The 15134-nt window shown below is 66.1% G+C and carries 12 protein-coding genes; 3 read left to right on the forward strand and 9 right to left on the reverse strand.

What is annotated here, in order from left to right; genetic code table 11:
- Window positions 1-65 precede the first annotated feature (65 nt).
- Together LGY53_RS20265 and LGY53_RS20270 are read left to right on the forward strand one after the other, a co-directional pair.
- A complete protein-coding gene (locus LGY53_RS20265; RefSeq protein ID WP_225728254.1) occupies window positions 66-698 on the forward strand; it encodes a hypothetical protein in 633 nt (210 codons plus the stop codon).
- A 232-nt stretch (window positions 699-930) separates the two neighbouring features.
- A complete protein-coding gene (locus tag LGY53_RS20270; protein ID WP_225728255.1) occupies window positions 931-2148 on the forward strand; it encodes an NAD(P)/FAD-dependent oxidoreductase in 1218 nt (405 codons plus the stop codon).
- A gap of 63 nt (window positions 2149-2211) precedes the next feature.
- Here LGY53_RS20270 and LGY53_RS20275 read toward each other — a convergent pair whose 3' ends face one another.
- The 6 genes from LGY53_RS20275 to LGY53_RS20300 all read right to left on the reverse strand — a co-directional run bounded on the left by LGY53_RS20275 (window position 2212) and on the right by LGY53_RS20300 (window position 7963).
- Entirely contained in the window at window positions 2212-3273 is a 1062-nt protein-coding gene (locus LGY53_RS20275; RefSeq protein ID WP_225728256.1) for a serine hydrolase domain-containing protein, read from the reverse strand.
- Window positions 3274-3443: 170 nt separating this feature from the next.
- Window positions 3444-4646: a dipeptidase gene (locus tag LGY53_RS20280; RefSeq protein ID WP_225728257.1), complete on the reverse strand. Its 1203-nt coding sequence runs from the start codon at window positions 4644-4646 to the stop codon at window positions 3444-3446.
- 127 nt (window positions 4647-4773) lie between these two features.
- Window positions 4774-5901, reverse strand: a complete 1128-nt coding sequence (locus LGY53_RS20285; RefSeq protein WP_225728258.1) for a glycoside hydrolase family 3 N-terminal domain-containing protein — start codon at window positions 5899-5901, stop codon at window positions 4774-4776.
- Between the two features lie 130 nt (window positions 5902-6031).
- Entirely contained in the window at window positions 6032-6862 is an 831-nt protein-coding gene (locus LGY53_RS20290; protein ID WP_225728259.1) for an inositol monophosphatase family protein, read from the reverse strand.
- Window positions 6863-6974: 112 nt separating this feature from the next.
- Window positions 6975-7292 (reverse strand): cupin domain-containing protein, encoded by a 318-nt coding sequence (locus LGY53_RS20295; RefSeq protein WP_225728260.1) that lies wholly within the window; start codon window positions 7290-7292, stop codon window positions 6975-6977.
- A gap of 128 nt (window positions 7293-7420) precedes the next feature.
- Window positions 7421-7963 (reverse strand): dihydrofolate reductase family protein, encoded by a 543-nt coding sequence (locus tag LGY53_RS20300; protein WP_225728261.1) that lies wholly within the window; start codon window positions 7961-7963, stop codon window positions 7421-7423.
- Between the two features lie 252 nt (window positions 7964-8215).
- Between LGY53_RS20300 and LGY53_RS20305 the strand changes: the two genes are divergently transcribed.
- Complete coding sequence (locus LGY53_RS20305; RefSeq protein ID WP_225728262.1) at window positions 8216-8749, forward strand: hypothetical protein; 534 nt, start codon at window positions 8216-8218, stop codon at window positions 8747-8749.
- Between the two features lie 185 nt (window positions 8750-8934).
- On the opposite strand, the gene LGY53_RS20310 is transcribed toward LGY53_RS20305, so the two are convergent.
- The 3 genes from LGY53_RS20310 to LGY53_RS20320 all read right to left on the reverse strand — a co-directional run bounded on the left by LGY53_RS20310 (window position 8935) and on the right by LGY53_RS20320 (window position 15114).
- A complete protein-coding gene (locus LGY53_RS20310; protein WP_225728263.1) occupies window positions 8935-10518 on the reverse strand; it encodes a sialidase family protein in 1584 nt (527 codons plus the stop codon).
- A 169-nt stretch (window positions 10519-10687) separates the two neighbouring features.
- The gene (locus tag LGY53_RS20315) at window positions 10688-13771 is read right to left on the reverse strand and encodes an RND family transporter (RefSeq protein ID WP_225728264.1); all 3084 of its coding nucleotides are present in this window, start codon (window positions 13769-13771) and stop codon (window positions 10688-10690) included.
- A gap of 1166 nt (window positions 13772-14937) precedes the next feature.
- Window positions 14938-15114 carry a hypothetical protein gene (locus LGY53_RS20320; protein WP_225728265.1) on the reverse strand — a complete coding sequence of 59 codons (177 nt, stop codon included), beginning with the start codon at window positions 15112-15114 and terminating at the stop codon, window positions 14938-14940.
- Window positions 15115-15134 lie beyond the last annotated feature (20 nt).

Consider the following 15134-nt stretch of genomic DNA (forward strand, 5'->3'; position numbering starts at 1 on the left):
GCTTGCACGGGTCCGAGACAACTTCCGGCAATCCGCGTCGAGCAGTAGTTCGCAAGCGCGCCAATATGATCGGGGCGGTGGAGACAGAGAATACGAAAGATCGTGCGGCGAACCGGCGTTCGGTCATCGTCGGCTCCGTCGCGGCGGCCGCCGGCGCGGGTGCGGGATTCATCGCCGGGAAGATCGCCGAGGCGGATCCGGATATTCCGACGGCGACGGGCTCGTTCAAAATCGTCGACAACCGGGGTAAGCAGCGGTTCCTGTTCGAGTCGCGCAAACCGCCGATTATCCACGGCGGCAAGACATACCCGCCGGAGGCGCGGCGCGGTTCGGTCGGCTCGTGCGTCGTGTTCAACGACGAGAACGGTGACGAGAAAGGCGGCATCAGCGTATCGAGCGACAACGCCACCTTCGCGCTCGACTATCCGAACGGCGATGCGCTCCATTTGGAAGCCGCGTGGGAAGGCAAAAGAGGCGCCGCCTCGCTGAGCATGAACCACTTCGGCGATCCGACAGCGCCGATCGACCAAGCGAAACACCCGCTGGGCGTTCGTCTCTACGCCTACAGCGAGGAAGGCGCCGGGCTCACCCTCTGCGACCCCCAGGGCCGCCCCCGAATTCAGCTCCGGGTGGCGATGGACGGCACCCCCTCCATCGCCTTCCTCGATGAAAAAGGCGCGGTGACAAAACAATTCTGAGCATATTTCCCAGTGTTGGGAAGGTCCGGCACGCCTATCTCGGCGCGTCGGCTACTGTCGTGCAACGACGCTCGATCGACGTGTGCTGACGACGGTTCGTCATCCGAGGTAGGGTAGGGAGTCTTCGCACCGGAGCGTCTGCGCTCATGGGCTTCGGCCTCACCGACCGGTTTCTCGATGCTGGGTGGCATCGAGAAGGTGTGAATCACTTGCGACTTCGGTGAGGTATGTCTTGAACAGGCTCGAATCAAGTGTTTCGCGTGTCATCGTCATCGGGGCGGGGCTCGGTGGGCTCTGCCTGGCGCAGGGGTTGCGCCGTAGCGGGATCGATGTGGCGGTCTACGAGCGGGATACTTCCCTGACCGCGCGAGCACAGGGGCATCGGTTGCACATCGATGCGCGCGGTCGGCGGGCGCTGAAGAAAACCCTGCCACCTCGGCTGTTCTCGCTCATCGCGGCCGTGGCGGGACGTCCGGCGCCGAGAGTGGGCGGTTTCGACGAGCTGCTGCGGCCGACCGGCGTGTTCGAACTGGATGATGCGGCGCTGGACGGGGATACGATGCCCGCGCACACCGTGATCGACCGGGAGCTGCTGCGGCGGATCCTCTTCACCGGACTCGACGAGGTCGTGCGGTTCCGGCACCGGTGCGTCGGTTACGAATACGACGGAGCCGCCGTCGTCGCGCGGTTCGCCGATGGCGGTATTGCCGAAGGCACGGTGTTGGTGGGCGCCGATGGGGTGGGGTCGGTGATCCGCGCACAGCGGTTGCCGCACGCGCGCGTCGTCGATTCCGGGATCCGCCTGATCTACGGGCGGGTTCCGCTGACTGCGGAGTTGCGTCGCGCGCTGCCCACGGCGATGTCTGGTGTCTTCAATTCGGTTGTCGGACCGGATCATCGGTTCGTCGGCATCGCACCCGTGGAATACCGTGAACCGCCGCGGACAGCCGCGGCCCGGCTGGCGCCCGAGGTCGCGCTCGAACCGGTCGCGGACAGCCTCGCGGTGCTGTTCGGCCGCCGTCTGGATCGGCTCGGGTGCTCCGATCGGGACCTGCGTGCGGCCTCCGGTGCGCAGCTGCGTCAACTGGTGCTCGGGCAGCTCGCCGGTTGGCATCCGTTCGTTCGCTCGCTCATCGAAAAATGGTCTGACGCAACGATTTACCCGATTACTGTGCGCCAGGGCGTGCCTATCGCGCCGTGGCCGACCTCGAACGTGACGGTGCTCGGTGACGCGATCCATGCCATGAGCCCGGCGGCCGGGGCCGGTGCGAATATCGCGCTGCGGGACGCCGCGGAACTCGCGGCCGCATTGACCGAGGCGGCGCGCGGGCGCGAACTATCTTGCGCGCTGGGCGATTACGAGCGGGCGATGGTGGCGGAAGGATTCGACGCCGTGCGGCTCTCCGCGGCGAACGGGATACGAACGCTCGGTGCGGATCCGTTGGCCTGAAAGGATCTCCGAGTCGCGTGGCCGCCGCCGGGTTCGGGCGCTATACCCGGGCGCGGCGGCCCGCTACGCGCTGACCGCGGCGTAGGCGGCCATCAGGATGTTCAGCGCACGATCGTAGTCGTTCCATAGCACCTGGTTCATCACATAGGAGACGGTCATTCGGTGGTCGAAGTCGTTGAATACCAACGATCCACCCCAACCGCCCCAGGAACAGGTACGGTTTTCCAGCCGATAGCCCAAACCCCAGCGGATCGGCTGCTTCAGTATGCGGTCGACGCCGCGGTACTGCTCCTCGAACACCCGCTCGCACCCGGCCCGCGACAGCAGCCGGACGCCGCCCGCCGTGCCGCCGCAGACCAGGATCGACTGCACCGCCGCCACCGAACGCGCGTTGCCGTGCCCGTTGATGGCGGGTATTTCGGCGCGGCGCCATGCGGGAGTGTTGGCATCGGATACACCGACCGGGAACCCGTCCGGCCGGTCGCCGTCCGGCGCGGGAACCAGGCTCGCGACCCGATGATCGTGCTCGGCGGCCAAGCCGATGTGGAAGTCGGCGCCGAGCGGCCCGGCCACCTCCTCGGCGAAGAATGCGCCGACGCTGCGGCCACTCACCCGAGCGATCACCTCACCGATCAGATAACCGAAGGTGATCGAGTGATATCCGCCCGCGCCGCCCGGCTCCCACAGCGGTGTCTGCGCGGCCAGTCGTGCCGTCATCTCCGGCCACCGGTAAAGGTCGGCGGCCGTCACCGGATGGTCCCAAACCGGAAGGCCCGCAGTATGTCCGAGCAGATGCCGCACCAGCACCTCCCGCTTCCCTGCGGCCGCGAACTCCGGCCAATACGCGGCGACCGGCGCGTCCAGCTCGAGCTCGCCGCGATCGGCGAGGATCAGCGCGCACAAGGCCACCATCGTCTTCGTCGTCGACCACACATTGACGATCGTGTCCCGCTCCCACGCGACCGTGCGCCCCGCATCCGCGTACCCGCCCCAAAAATCCACCACCGCTTCGCCGTCGACGAAGACTGCCGCCGACGCCCCGACATCGACACCGTCCAACGACGCCGCCAACACCTCAGCGACCCCGCCGAATCGCTCGGCGCAGTGCCCGTGGATTTCCGCCATCACCGCAACGTATCCGCGCCCGACGTGCCGCCGCCAGTCATTTTCGATGTCCGCGAATATGCCGATTGACAAGGTAATTCGCGATCGGCCTCGCATGCTGAGCGTCGATGGCGTCGCGGAATCGACGATGTGGTCGGCCGAGCAGCCGAACAGTGCCCGGAAATTCGGCTCTAGGCGGGTGTCGTTCCGTCGAGTTGTTCGATGGTCGCGGTGGAGGGGCGGCGGGTGCGCCGTAGGTCGCGGGCGACGTTCTCGGCGGCGCGGAGCACGCGAACGGCGTTGTGCCAGGTCAGTTTTCCGATGTCGGTGGCCGACCAGCCGCGGTCGAGGAGTTCGGCGATCAGGTTGGGGTAGCCGGAGACGTCGTCGAGTCCGGTGGGTAGATAGGTGGTGCCGTCGAAATCGCCGCCTATGCCGATATGGTCGACGCCGACCATATCGCGCAGATGATCGATGTGGTCGGCGACCGTCGCCACGGTGAGTGGCGGGCGCGGGTTGGCCGCCGCGAATTCGTGTCGGCACCGGGCCGCCTCCCGCGACCAGTCGAGCCAGTGAAAACCGTTGGCGTGCAGGTGTTCATCGGCCCGCTCCTGCCACTCCTTACCGGCGGGCAGCAGGAAATAGCCGACGAAATTGGCCATCGCGATACCGCCGTTGGCGGGCAGTGTGGCCAGCACGTCGTCGGGGATATTGCGCGGGTGGTCGCAGAGCGCGCGGGCGCTGGAGTGCGAAAAGATCACGGGCGCTTCGGATATCGCGATCGCGGCGCGCATGGTGTCGGGGGAGACGTGTGAGAGGTCCACCAGCATGCCGAGCCGGTTCATCTCCCGCACCACCTCCGCGCCGAATGCGGTGAGCCCGCCCGCTTTCGGCTCGTCGGTGGCCGAATCCGCCCACGGCACATTCTCGTTGTGGGTGAGCGTCATATACCGGACGCCCAAACGGTGCAGGGCGCGCAGGGTCGCGAGCGAACAGTCGATGCTGTGGCCGCCTTCGGCGCCCATCAGCGACGCGATCCGGCCCGCGGCCCGCGCCGATTCCATCTCGTCGGCGGTGCACGCCAATCGCAATCTATCCGGGTATCTTTCGGTCAGCGTCCGGACGAAATCGATCTGTTCGAGGGTGGCGCTGACGGCGTGATCCCCGGACCGATCGCCGGGCACGTACACCGACCAGAACTGCGCGCCGACCCCACCGGCGCGCAGCCGGTCGAGATCGGTGTGGAATCTGGCCCGCTGATCCGACGCCGGATCGATGGCGTCGAGATCGTAACCGGCGTGGATTCGCATGGCCCACGCGAAATCGTTATGACCGTCCACCACGGGGGTTTCGCGGAGGATGGCGCGTGCGCGATCGAGAAGGTGAATTGTCACCACTCCGTTCTATATCCGCTCGGTCGGCCTCGAACAGCCCGCGAGCCACGGAGAATCGGTGTGCGGACGGGGCGTATTCGCCTGTGGAGCAGGCGATTCGGGGTGGTTTGGCGCTTGCGGGTGACACTCAGGGGAGGCCGGCGCGCAGGTCGGTGATGCGGTCGACGGCGTCGGTGAAGGCGGTGCGGTCGAGTGTGCCGTTGGTGTAGGCGTCGGCGAGTGCGGTTGCGGCGTCATCGCCTTGGTTGATGTCGCGCGCCGAGCACAGGATGAGATCGACGCCCGCCGCGGCGGCGGCCACCGCGCGCTGGCCGGTGGTGCCGAATGCGTCGAGCGCTCCGGCCTCCAGTGCGTCGGTGATGGTGACGCCGCGGAAACCGTTGCGGTCGCGCAATTCCTGGTTCACGATCGTCGGCGACAGTCCGGCGGGATGGTCGGGATCGATGGCGGGGTAGACCGCCCAGGACAGCATGACCATTTTGACGCCGACGGTCGTGGCCGCCGGATAGGGGAGTTCGTCGACGGTGTGCAGTTTGTCCGAACTCACCGGCAGGACAACGGGACCGAGGTCGGTGTTCTGTCCGGCGGGCGCCGAGCCGAGGCCCGGAAAATGTTTGGCGGTGGCCGCGACGCCGGTGGCCTGCTGGGCGGCGATGAACGCCGAGCCGAGCGCGGCGACCAGGCCGGGATTGTCGCTGAACGAGCGTTCCGTGCGATCGATGAAGTTACCCGGTGTGTCGAATACGTCGAGCACCGGGGCGAGATTCACGTTCATGCCGACACTGCGCAGATTGCGGCCCGCACCCGTGCCCGCCTCGACGGCCGCGCCCACCGGGTCGGCGGATTGGCCGACCTTCTTCGCCGACAGCACCGGTTCGCCGGGCAGCCGGCGCACCCGGCCGCCCTCCTGGTCGGTCATCAACAGCAGCGGCTGATGGATCGGGCTCTGCGCCTGTGCCTCCCGCAGTTGCGCGACCACACCCGCGATCTGGTCGGTGCCGGAGATGTTCTCCCCGAAGAAGATCACCCCCGCCGCCCGCCCCTCGCGAATCGCGTCGAACAGGCTCTGCGGCGGAGTGAGGCCCTTGTACGAGTAGATCACCCGCTGCCCGGCCAACTGCCGCGGCGTCAGATCCGGCGGCCACGCGCCGGCCGGCGTCGCCATAGCCGCCGCCGAAACCATCAGACCCGCAAGCGCGACCGCCAAGAAGCCGCGCCGCCGACCACGTCTGCCTGAGATAATCTGTTGCCGCATAACGGAACTCCCTCACAACGACTATTACGATGGTCGCTCATCCGGAGCCGTAACGCAGCAACTTCACCGAAACCGACAGTCACCACAGCCCGCCGCCGAGATAGCCTGCGCACCACCGCATCCTGTCCTGTCAGCGGTACGAACTCCGCCAGTCCCATTCGCGCCCAACTACTTCCAGAACGGCCGTATGCAACCGCCCGTTGGTGAACACGGCCGCGCCGCCGAAAATATCGCGCCCGCCGCGCAGATCGCTGAACCGCCCACCGGCCTCCTCGACGATCGGCACCGCGGCGGCGATATCCCACGGACCGGCGGTGAGATGGAGGAACACATCCGCCTGCCCGGCCGCGACGAGCATCGCCCCCTGGCAGGCCCCGGACCAGTTCGACAGCGGACCACCGTTGTCGCATCGAGCGAGCAGCGCGGTGGCCGCGTCGAGCCGGTCCTGCGGAACCCGGTCGGCAACCGGCCAGATCGCGACGGTGGCGTCGTCGAGGGTCGGCGTCCCCGTCACCGTCAGCGGTCGGTGCGGTCCGAGCCGCCCCGCCCGACAGGTGCTGGTCCACGCACCCTCCGTGCGGGATGCCCACCAGCGGCGACCGAGCGCGGGCGCGGTGATCACACCGGTGTGCACCTCGCCGTATTCCTCGACCGCGATGAGGGTGCTCCACTCGCGCCGCCCGGACGCGAAATTCACCGTGCCGTCGATGGGATCGATCAGCCAGCGCCGTGTCGCATCACCGTGGCCGCCGAATTCCTCGCCGACGACCCGGTCACCGGGATGGGCGGCGTCGATCCGGTCGCGTAAGGCCTGTTCCACCGCGTGGTCGGCCGCCGTGACGGGGCTGCCATCCGCCTTCGAATGTGTCGCCACCGCGCCCGCGGCGAAATACCGCATCGAGATTGCGTCGGCGGCATCGGCCAACCGCTGGGCGAGGGACAGGTCTGCCGTCGATATCACAGCTACCAGAGCATAGGCGGACGCAATGGGAATGGCTTCGGGATGTCGAGCCCCGGAGGGTCGGCACTGACCGGCCGTAGAATATGCTGCGCCGCAATATCTTTCGGCGCGATCAGCTCTCCGGCGGTGTGAAGACGGCCACCACCCGCAGGTCCTCGCTGATGTTGTGGAAGCGGTGCGCGACGCCCGCCGGTACGTAGACGACGCTGCCGTGAACGACCTCGGCGGTTTCGGAGCCGACCGTGATCGTGGCGCGGCCGCTCAGCACGATGTACACCTCGTCCTCGGTGTGCGGGCTTTGCGGATCGGTGCCGAGGACATCGAGACCGTACAGCCCGGCCGATAGGGTCTGCTCACGCAGAAACTCCAGGTAGGCAACGTTTTTCGCGTGGCGATCGGCATCGAGTTCGTCCAGCCGGAAGGCCTGCATATCATTCTCCCCACATTCGGTCGCCCCGCCGGGGGCCAGACGAGAGTATGCCGGATCCGGCTGCGCCGTGCGGCACAACGCCTTTGCGGGCCGAACTTCGTGATCGGCAAGCCGCGCCTCGTGCGTGACTACTTCACCCGATAGGTGAGCACCGCGAATTGGCCCATTCTGTCGACGGATTCGAGCCGGATGCGTGCGGACGGGATTCGGCGCGGCAGCAGCGGGGCTCCGCCGCCGAGGGTCACCGGGGCGATGCTCGCGATGATCTCGTCGAGAAGTCCGGCGTCGGCGAACAACCCGACCAGTTCGCCACCGCCCATCAGCCAGATGTTCTTATCGCCTGCCGCTTGCGCTATCTCCGCGTGGACCGGTTCGACGGGGCCGGAGACGAACCGCACATTCGCTCCGGGGATCGCGGGCAGGTCGCGGTGGGTGAACACCCAGCACGGCAGATCGCCATACCATTTCGCCCAATGGTCCGGTTCGTCGTTGGCCGCGATCCATTCGTAGGTGGTCGAGCCCATGCACATGGCGCCGACGCCTTGCACGAACGCGGCGATGGTCTCCTCGGCGCGCCCGTCGTCATCCACCTCGAACAGCCAGTCGAGGGAATTGTCCGAGTCGGCCAGGAAGCCGTCGAGGGTGGTGGCTGTGTAGTACTGAGTTGCCATGAACTCGATCGTTCCGGTAAAACCTGACACCAATTGTCAAGCTTTCCGGTGTGATTCACGCCATCGCCGACGCATCGCATGATGCGAAGCCGGAATTGGGGAGGTCGCCAGTGCGCGAACCCGTTGTGGCGCGTGGGCGACCGGCATATCACTGAGGTGTCACCGCATCGGAGTAATCGTCATTCTCCTGACGAAAAGTGCTGGGCGCGTTGGTAATTCGAAATAATACAGCCTTACGGAAGGTGAAATATCATGCTGTGTAAGTTCAGATCCCTGCTGCCGGTCGCGGTCGCCGCATCGGCCCTGGTGGCCGGTCCGGCCTTGGCGGCGGCGCACGCCGACCCGCAAACGATCAACTCCTACGTCACCTCGTACGGCTACAACGACAACGACGACGGCAACGGCCACTACGGCACCGCCGTCATCTCGTATCCGCAGATCCACCAGCAGGCGACCGAGGATCTCGGCACCTACGACCGGCCGTCCACCTTCGCCACCGACAAGGACGAGTTCGCCCCCGGCACCATCATCTACGTGGCGAATGTGCGGAAGTACTTCATCATGGAGGACGGCTGCGTCGAATGCAGCGGCGACTGGAAGCAGCACAAGTACCGCGTCGACCTGTGGATGGGACCGGCGAGCATGCAGCCGGAACCCGCCCTGGACAACTGCGAGGCCTCGATCACCGGCAACTTCGACATCATCGTCAACCCGGATCCGGGCCTGCCGGTGGATACGAACCCGATGTTCTCCGACGGTCAGTGCACGGTGCACACCTATCCGTGAACAGGGATTGTCGGCCGACAAATATTTCTGAATGGTTGTCAACAAATAACCTGCGGTGCGAATATTTCGAGTGATCGGAGATCGCACCGACCGGTCGGCAGAAATTTGCGGCCCTCGACAATCCAGCAGCGCGGACCCGGTTGCCCCGAGGGGAAACCGGGTCCGCGATCCAGCTATTTCAATAATCAGACGCGGCCGCGGCGGCCGTGCACATATTGCCCGGACGGACCGGACTTGGGTTCGGCGGCATGTTCCTTGGGTGAACCTTTCGGATTCATCCCGAATACGCCGCTGAATACGTCACTCGGATCGGCCGGGTCGTTGCTGGTCACCGCGAACAGCGGGCGGAATTTGCCGTGACCGACCACCGCGAGCCCCTCGTAGTCGCCGAGGAAGTGACCCCAGGTCGCGTACGGCGCCTTCAACCAGTCGAAGACCGGGGAGATCTGCCGTTCCCCGGGGGTGGCCTCGTCACCGCATCCGAAGGTGAGCATGAACTCGGCGGTCGGCACGGTCGTGGTATCGCCGGGCTGCAGGTTGCGCAGATCCTTATAGGTGAGGGCCACATTGCCGTCCTCGTCCACCACGATGGACGGGGTGAACGCGGGCGCGGTGGGCACCTGACTCATCAGGATCGGTTTGGTCCAGGTCGCACCGCCGTCGGACGAGCTGACCAGTTCGATCTGGTCGTATTTGCCGTCGCTGAAATCGCTGCCCTCATAGGTGGCGTACAACTTGCCCGACGTCGGGTCGATCGCCGCGCTGATCAGGTTCGCGCCGGCCCGCAGCGCCTTGGTGGTGTCGGTCGGCGCGTTCGGATCCACCTCGGGGACCGAGGTATCCGGGGTGATCGCGGTCGGCTTGCTCCAGGTCTGGCCCTGGTCGGTCGACTTGACGAAGGCGAAGTGCACGTCGGAGGTCTTGCTTCCGGTCGCGTCGGTATAGGTGATCCAGTCGAAGAAATCGTAGAGGACGTCGTTATTGGCATCCGGCACGATGATGTTGCCGATGGTCTGCGTATTCGGCGTGACGCCGGTGTCGACGAAGACCGCCGGTTTGCTCCAGGTCTTGCCGTGGTCGGTGGTGATCGAGATGAACGCGGGGCCGTTCAGGGTGGTCGCGGTCTGGTCGAGCCGGTCCCACACCTGGTATGCGTAGCCCTCGTGGTTCGGGTCGGCGGTCACCGAATTCTTGTCGTTGCCGAATTCGGCCTGGGTGTCCTGGATGAGCGGCTGGATATTCTCCCAGGTCTTGCCGTCGTCGGATGAGGTCGCGGCGGCGACGGCGGTGCTCGGATCGCTGACGTTGAATACCAGGCCGCTGGCGTAGGCCACCCCGTCCGGGCCGTAGCTGACCCAAACATCGGATGCCCGTTCGTATTTCAGGCCGTGGTCGGCGCCGCCCGCGCAGGCGTCGAACGGCAGTACCCCCTTGGTGAAGTGCTTGCCGTCGTGGCTGTAGCTGGTGCCGAGGCCGTGCGAGCCACCCGCCGCCGACCAGCGATCCTGCTGGTAGGACGCGATGGTCCGCCGCGGGTGTTGCGGGTTGACCGCGACCCACGGCTCGGCTTCCGAGCCGGTCGAGACCACCGCGCCGGTGCTGCCGCCGATGGTGCAGTTGGCGAACAGGCTCGGACCCGCCGAAACCGATTCGGCGGTTGCGCCGGTCGCTTCGAGGGCTTCGCTGTCGTCATCGGCGTACGCGGTCCCGCCGAGCGCGGCGACGATCGCGAGCGCCGCGCATATGGTCAGCGGTCTTTGGGGTTTCATCGGGGTACCTCCCTGAATTCGCGTGACCGGCGAATATTTCCGCACCGGCCACCGGAAAACGATAGGACCGACGACGCGCGATTCCCCAATTCCCCATTTCTATCGAATTCCCCATTTGTTGGGAAGACGCTGTGCAATTACCGGAATCTGTGGAAATCCTGGGAGGAATTCATCGGAATGTTCCGGAACATGAGTCCTGAATTTGTGGTTCGGCCGGTTTATTCGAAATCCGGCCCGGCCACCAGTTCCACCGTCCGATCAGCAGCGCGATCGCCGGGATGGTGACCGTGCGCACCACGAGCGTGTCCAGCAGCAGCCCGATCGCGATGGTGAAACCGATCTGGGCGATATTGGTGATGTCGGAGAACATCAGCGCCACCATGGTGAGCGCGAAAACGATTCCGGCCGTGGTGATTACACCACCGGTGCGGGTGAGCGCCCTGGCGACGGCCGCCCGCAGACCCGCATCGGGCTTGGCGCGCAGCTCGTCGCGCACCCGCGACATCAGCAGCAGGTTGTAGTCGGCGCCGACCGCGGTGAGCGCGATGAACGACATCGACGGCACCGTCCAGTGCAGCGGCTTGTCCAGCAGGTGCTGCCACAGCAGCACGCTGAGCCCGAGCGCCGCCAGATAGGACAGCAGCACGGTCCCGAAGACGTACAGCGGTGCGACCAGGCTGCGCAGCACCACCGCGAGCACCAGCAGGATGAGCACCGACGCCGCCGCGACGATGGTCGCCAGGTCGCGGATGGACATGGTGCGCAGATCGGCGTAAGTGGCTGCGAGACCGGTGGTTTCGATCGTCGCGGTGGACAGCGGGGTACGTCCGGCCGCGGTCCGCGCGGCATCGGTCACCCGCTGTGCCAGCGCCATGCCCTCGGCGCTGAACGCATTCGCCTTGCCGATCACGATCATTCGCGCGGAATGTCCGTCGGGGGAGAGGTAGTACTTGGACGCGACGGCCAAATCCTGGTTGCTCATGGCGAATTGGGGGAGGTTGAAGCCGCCCGCATCCGGCGCGATGGTCTGATTGTCGCGCAGTTCGCTCAGATAGCCGACGGCTTGATCGAGTCCGGCGGGCAGTTGGTCGTATACCTGGGTCATCTGGGTGACGCCGTCGCGCACCTGACCCGTTCCGGTGGCCAGGGCGTCGGCGCCGGTTCTGGCCTGGCCGATGCCGGCGCCGAGGTCGCCGATGCCCCGATTCAGTCGGGCCTGACCGTCGGCGAGGGCGGCCGAACCCGTCTGTGCGGTACCGAGTCCGGCTCGCAGCTGGGCGATTCCGTCCGCCAGTTGGGCATGGCCGTCGGACAGCGCGTGCACGCCGTCGCGCAGGCGACCCAGCTCGCCGACGGCGGCGCCGACCGAACTGCTGTCGAAGGCGGTGAGTGCGGCCTGGGCGGCGGCGCACAACGGCGTTGTCGCACAGTGCGGATCGCCCGCGACGAGCGCGCGCAGGCCGTCGATGGCGGACAGCGGGCCCTGGACCGGAGCCAGTGCCGCATCCACGCCATCGGCCAGTTCGGCACTGCCCGCGCGCAGGCGCTGGGCCCCGGAATCGAGGTCGGCCGCGCCCGCGGCGAGACGATCGATGCCGCCCGCCAGGGTGCGCGACCCGTCGACGAGTTGCGCGGAACCCTGCGCGGCCTGCGCGGAACCGGCCGCGAGACCGCCGAGGCCGGTGGCGAGCGCCTGCGCGCCGTCGTTCAATTGCGTTACACCGCCGGACAATTGCTGCACCTGGGGTCGTGCCGCGGCGAGTTGGCTTGCGGCCGAACCGAGTCGGTCGCTCACCATGCCGATCTGCGTGGTGACCGCCGCCTCGGGGATCGGGACGCCGAGCGGCCGGGAGACCGACCGGACCGAGGCGACACCGGGCAGCCGGGAGATCTCGGTGGCGAGCGTTTCGATCGCGGCGTAGTCGCGGGAGGTGCGCATGTCGTGGTCGGACCGGATCAGCACGAAGGTCGGCAGCAGCTCGTTGGCGGGGAAATGCGCTGCGGCGGCGGCATATCCGCGATTGCTCGGCGTGCCGGACGGTTGGGTCGCGCGTTCGTCGTAGCTGATGGCCAGCGTCGGCGCGATCGCGGCGAGGACGGCGATCACGGCGAGCGATGCGGCGAGCATCCGGGCGGGATGGGCGGTGATGGCGTCGGCCAGTCGCTGCCAGTACCCCGCGGTGCCGCGGCCGGTGGGTTCGGCGAGACCGCGATCGGCGGCGATCATCAGCAGTGCGGGCGTCAGCGTCATCGCCGCGACCATCGTGACCAGCACGCCGACCGAGCAGGGGATGCCGATGGTGCGGAAGACCCCGATCCGGGTGACCGTCATCGCCGCGCAGGTGAGCGCGACGATGAGGCCGGAGGCGAGGATGATCGGCATGATGCGGCGGTAGGCGGCCCGGTATGCCTCGCGCGGGGGCAGCGCACCGCGGCGGCCCTCGTGGTAGCGGCTGATCAGGAAGATCGCGTAATCGGTTCCCGCGCCGAGGATCATCGCCGACAGCAGCGCCACCGAGAAGATCGATGTCGGCAGTCCGTTGGCGCCGAGCAGTGAGACGAGTGGTCGCGCGGTGCCGAGCGCGAGCCCGATGGTGAGCAGGGCGACCATGGCGGTGGACAGCGATCGGTAGGTCACCATCAGCAGCACGGTGATGAGCCCGACGGTCAGCAGGGTGATGATGGCGAGCGCGCGATGGATGCCGTCGAGTTCATCGGCGAATGTCGGTGTCGGCCCGGTGATGTCGGCCGAAAGACCGGCGGGGCGGGGTACCGACGCCACCGCGGCGCGCGCCGCGTCGAGCGAGCGGGCGGCCTGGGTGGTTCCGGTATCGCCCGCCAGCCGGATCTGCGCGTACACCGCCTTCTTGTCGGCGCTGACCACCGATCCGGCGGTGACCGGGGACGACCACAGATCCATCACGGATTCGACGTGTCCTCGGTCGGCGTCGAGCGCCGCGACGACCTTGTCGAAGTAGGCGTGGTCGGCGTCGGTGAGCGGATCGGTGCGGGTGAGCACCAGGTAGGCGGTGCCGGATCCGGTCGACTCGTGGAACTGCTTACCCATCTCCAGCAGCACCCGGGAGGCGGGCGTATCCCGCGGAACCATCGGGGTGGAGTGGTCGAAGACCGTCGATTCCAGTTGCGGCACGGCCAGATTCAGTATTCCCGCCGCGAGCAACCAGATCGCCACCACCAGGTAACGGAATCGCAGCACGAGTGTGCCGAGTCGGTCCAATAGGCCGGTTCGCATCCGGTGTCCTCTCTTGCCGCAATGTTGCGAAGATCCTAGGCGAGGAGGGAGTTTCGGGGCCGAGAGCCTCCTAATCGGCACTGTCGACGAAGTCGTCCACAGACCTGCGCATGGCCGGAGCGAATGCGGAGGTACGCCTATTGCCGCGCACAACGATCGCGACAAACCGCACCGATGCGAATGTGGAGCGGTGAAGTGATCGCGGGCAGCGGATTTCGCGGATATACCGAATAATTCTGCTCGAAAATCCCGGCGAAGATTCGGAAAGTCCGGGCGCGCAAGTATATTCACTCGTGCACGTTCGGAACAGTATCGATGATACGTCAAGGCGTAGACAGCGGCGGTGAGCTCGGTGCTGTCGCCGTCATTGTCCGGCAAGGACTTCCAGAAGTCTTCGGGATACTCGACACCTCCGCTGAAGTCGCGCCGAACTCAGGCGCTCGCGATTTCCATGCGGCTCAACCTCTCTCGCTATCCGCGCCGCGAGACGCCCTCGCGAGATGATACTTGCAGATACCGGCGGTATCGGCATCTTTTGTGAAAGACGCTGTGCCGCCGCTGGATTCGAGCACGTCAATCGGGGTGCTGACGCGGCGGCCCGGGATGTCGGGGTCGCCGAACCCCGCCGTGCAGGCGGTCCTCCGATGATCCCGTCAGGCCGCGGAAACATCATGGAAACAACCGTCATTCGATGATCCGTAACTGTCGCCGATCTGATGAGAATGTGATACCTGTATGCATGACAACGGAATACCCGTGTCCGTGAACCGCGGTGGCGAGAAGTCTGAGAAGGTGGCTTCGCCGCACCGCGGTCTTAGGCTGTGTCACTATCGGAACCCCGCATACTTGACTCGAAGTCACAACCGAATCATTATTTACGGCAACGAGTTTCGGAGCTAGTCTAGTCAGCTAGACGGCTGCCCGATTCACGCTGGGAGGCGATGATGCTTGGAATCGTTGGTGACGCGTGGACAATTCGACCTACCGTCACAGCGGCTCAGAGGTAGTCGCGCTGCCGACGATTCCGTTGATTCGGCTTGACCAGCTGGGCGACGGGCGGGATTCCGCGATACCATCGCGGTGACTCCGGAATCGTTGACGATCAGGCAGTTTGCCCAACCGCCGATCCGACCTTCCGTCGAAGATTACATCGCGAGGGGGCGTATTCATCTCGTTAATACTGGCAGCGTGCTTGTGAAAGTTGTTGCTGCCATATGAAATAGTTTTGTTGTAAAGTGAATGTTGTTGCTGCCATGTGATTTACGAACGCCGACCAAGCCATCGACTTGATCGAGGCCTTCGAGCTGGACCGGCGTCACGGTGCCGACAGCGCGGTCGGCCACCGGAGGGTCACCTCGAATCC

Source organism: Nocardia sp. JCM 34519.1 (assembly GCF_020361265.1).
Lineage (GTDB): Bacteria > Actinomycetota > Actinomycetes > Mycobacteriales > Mycobacteriaceae > Nocardia > Nocardia arthritidis_A.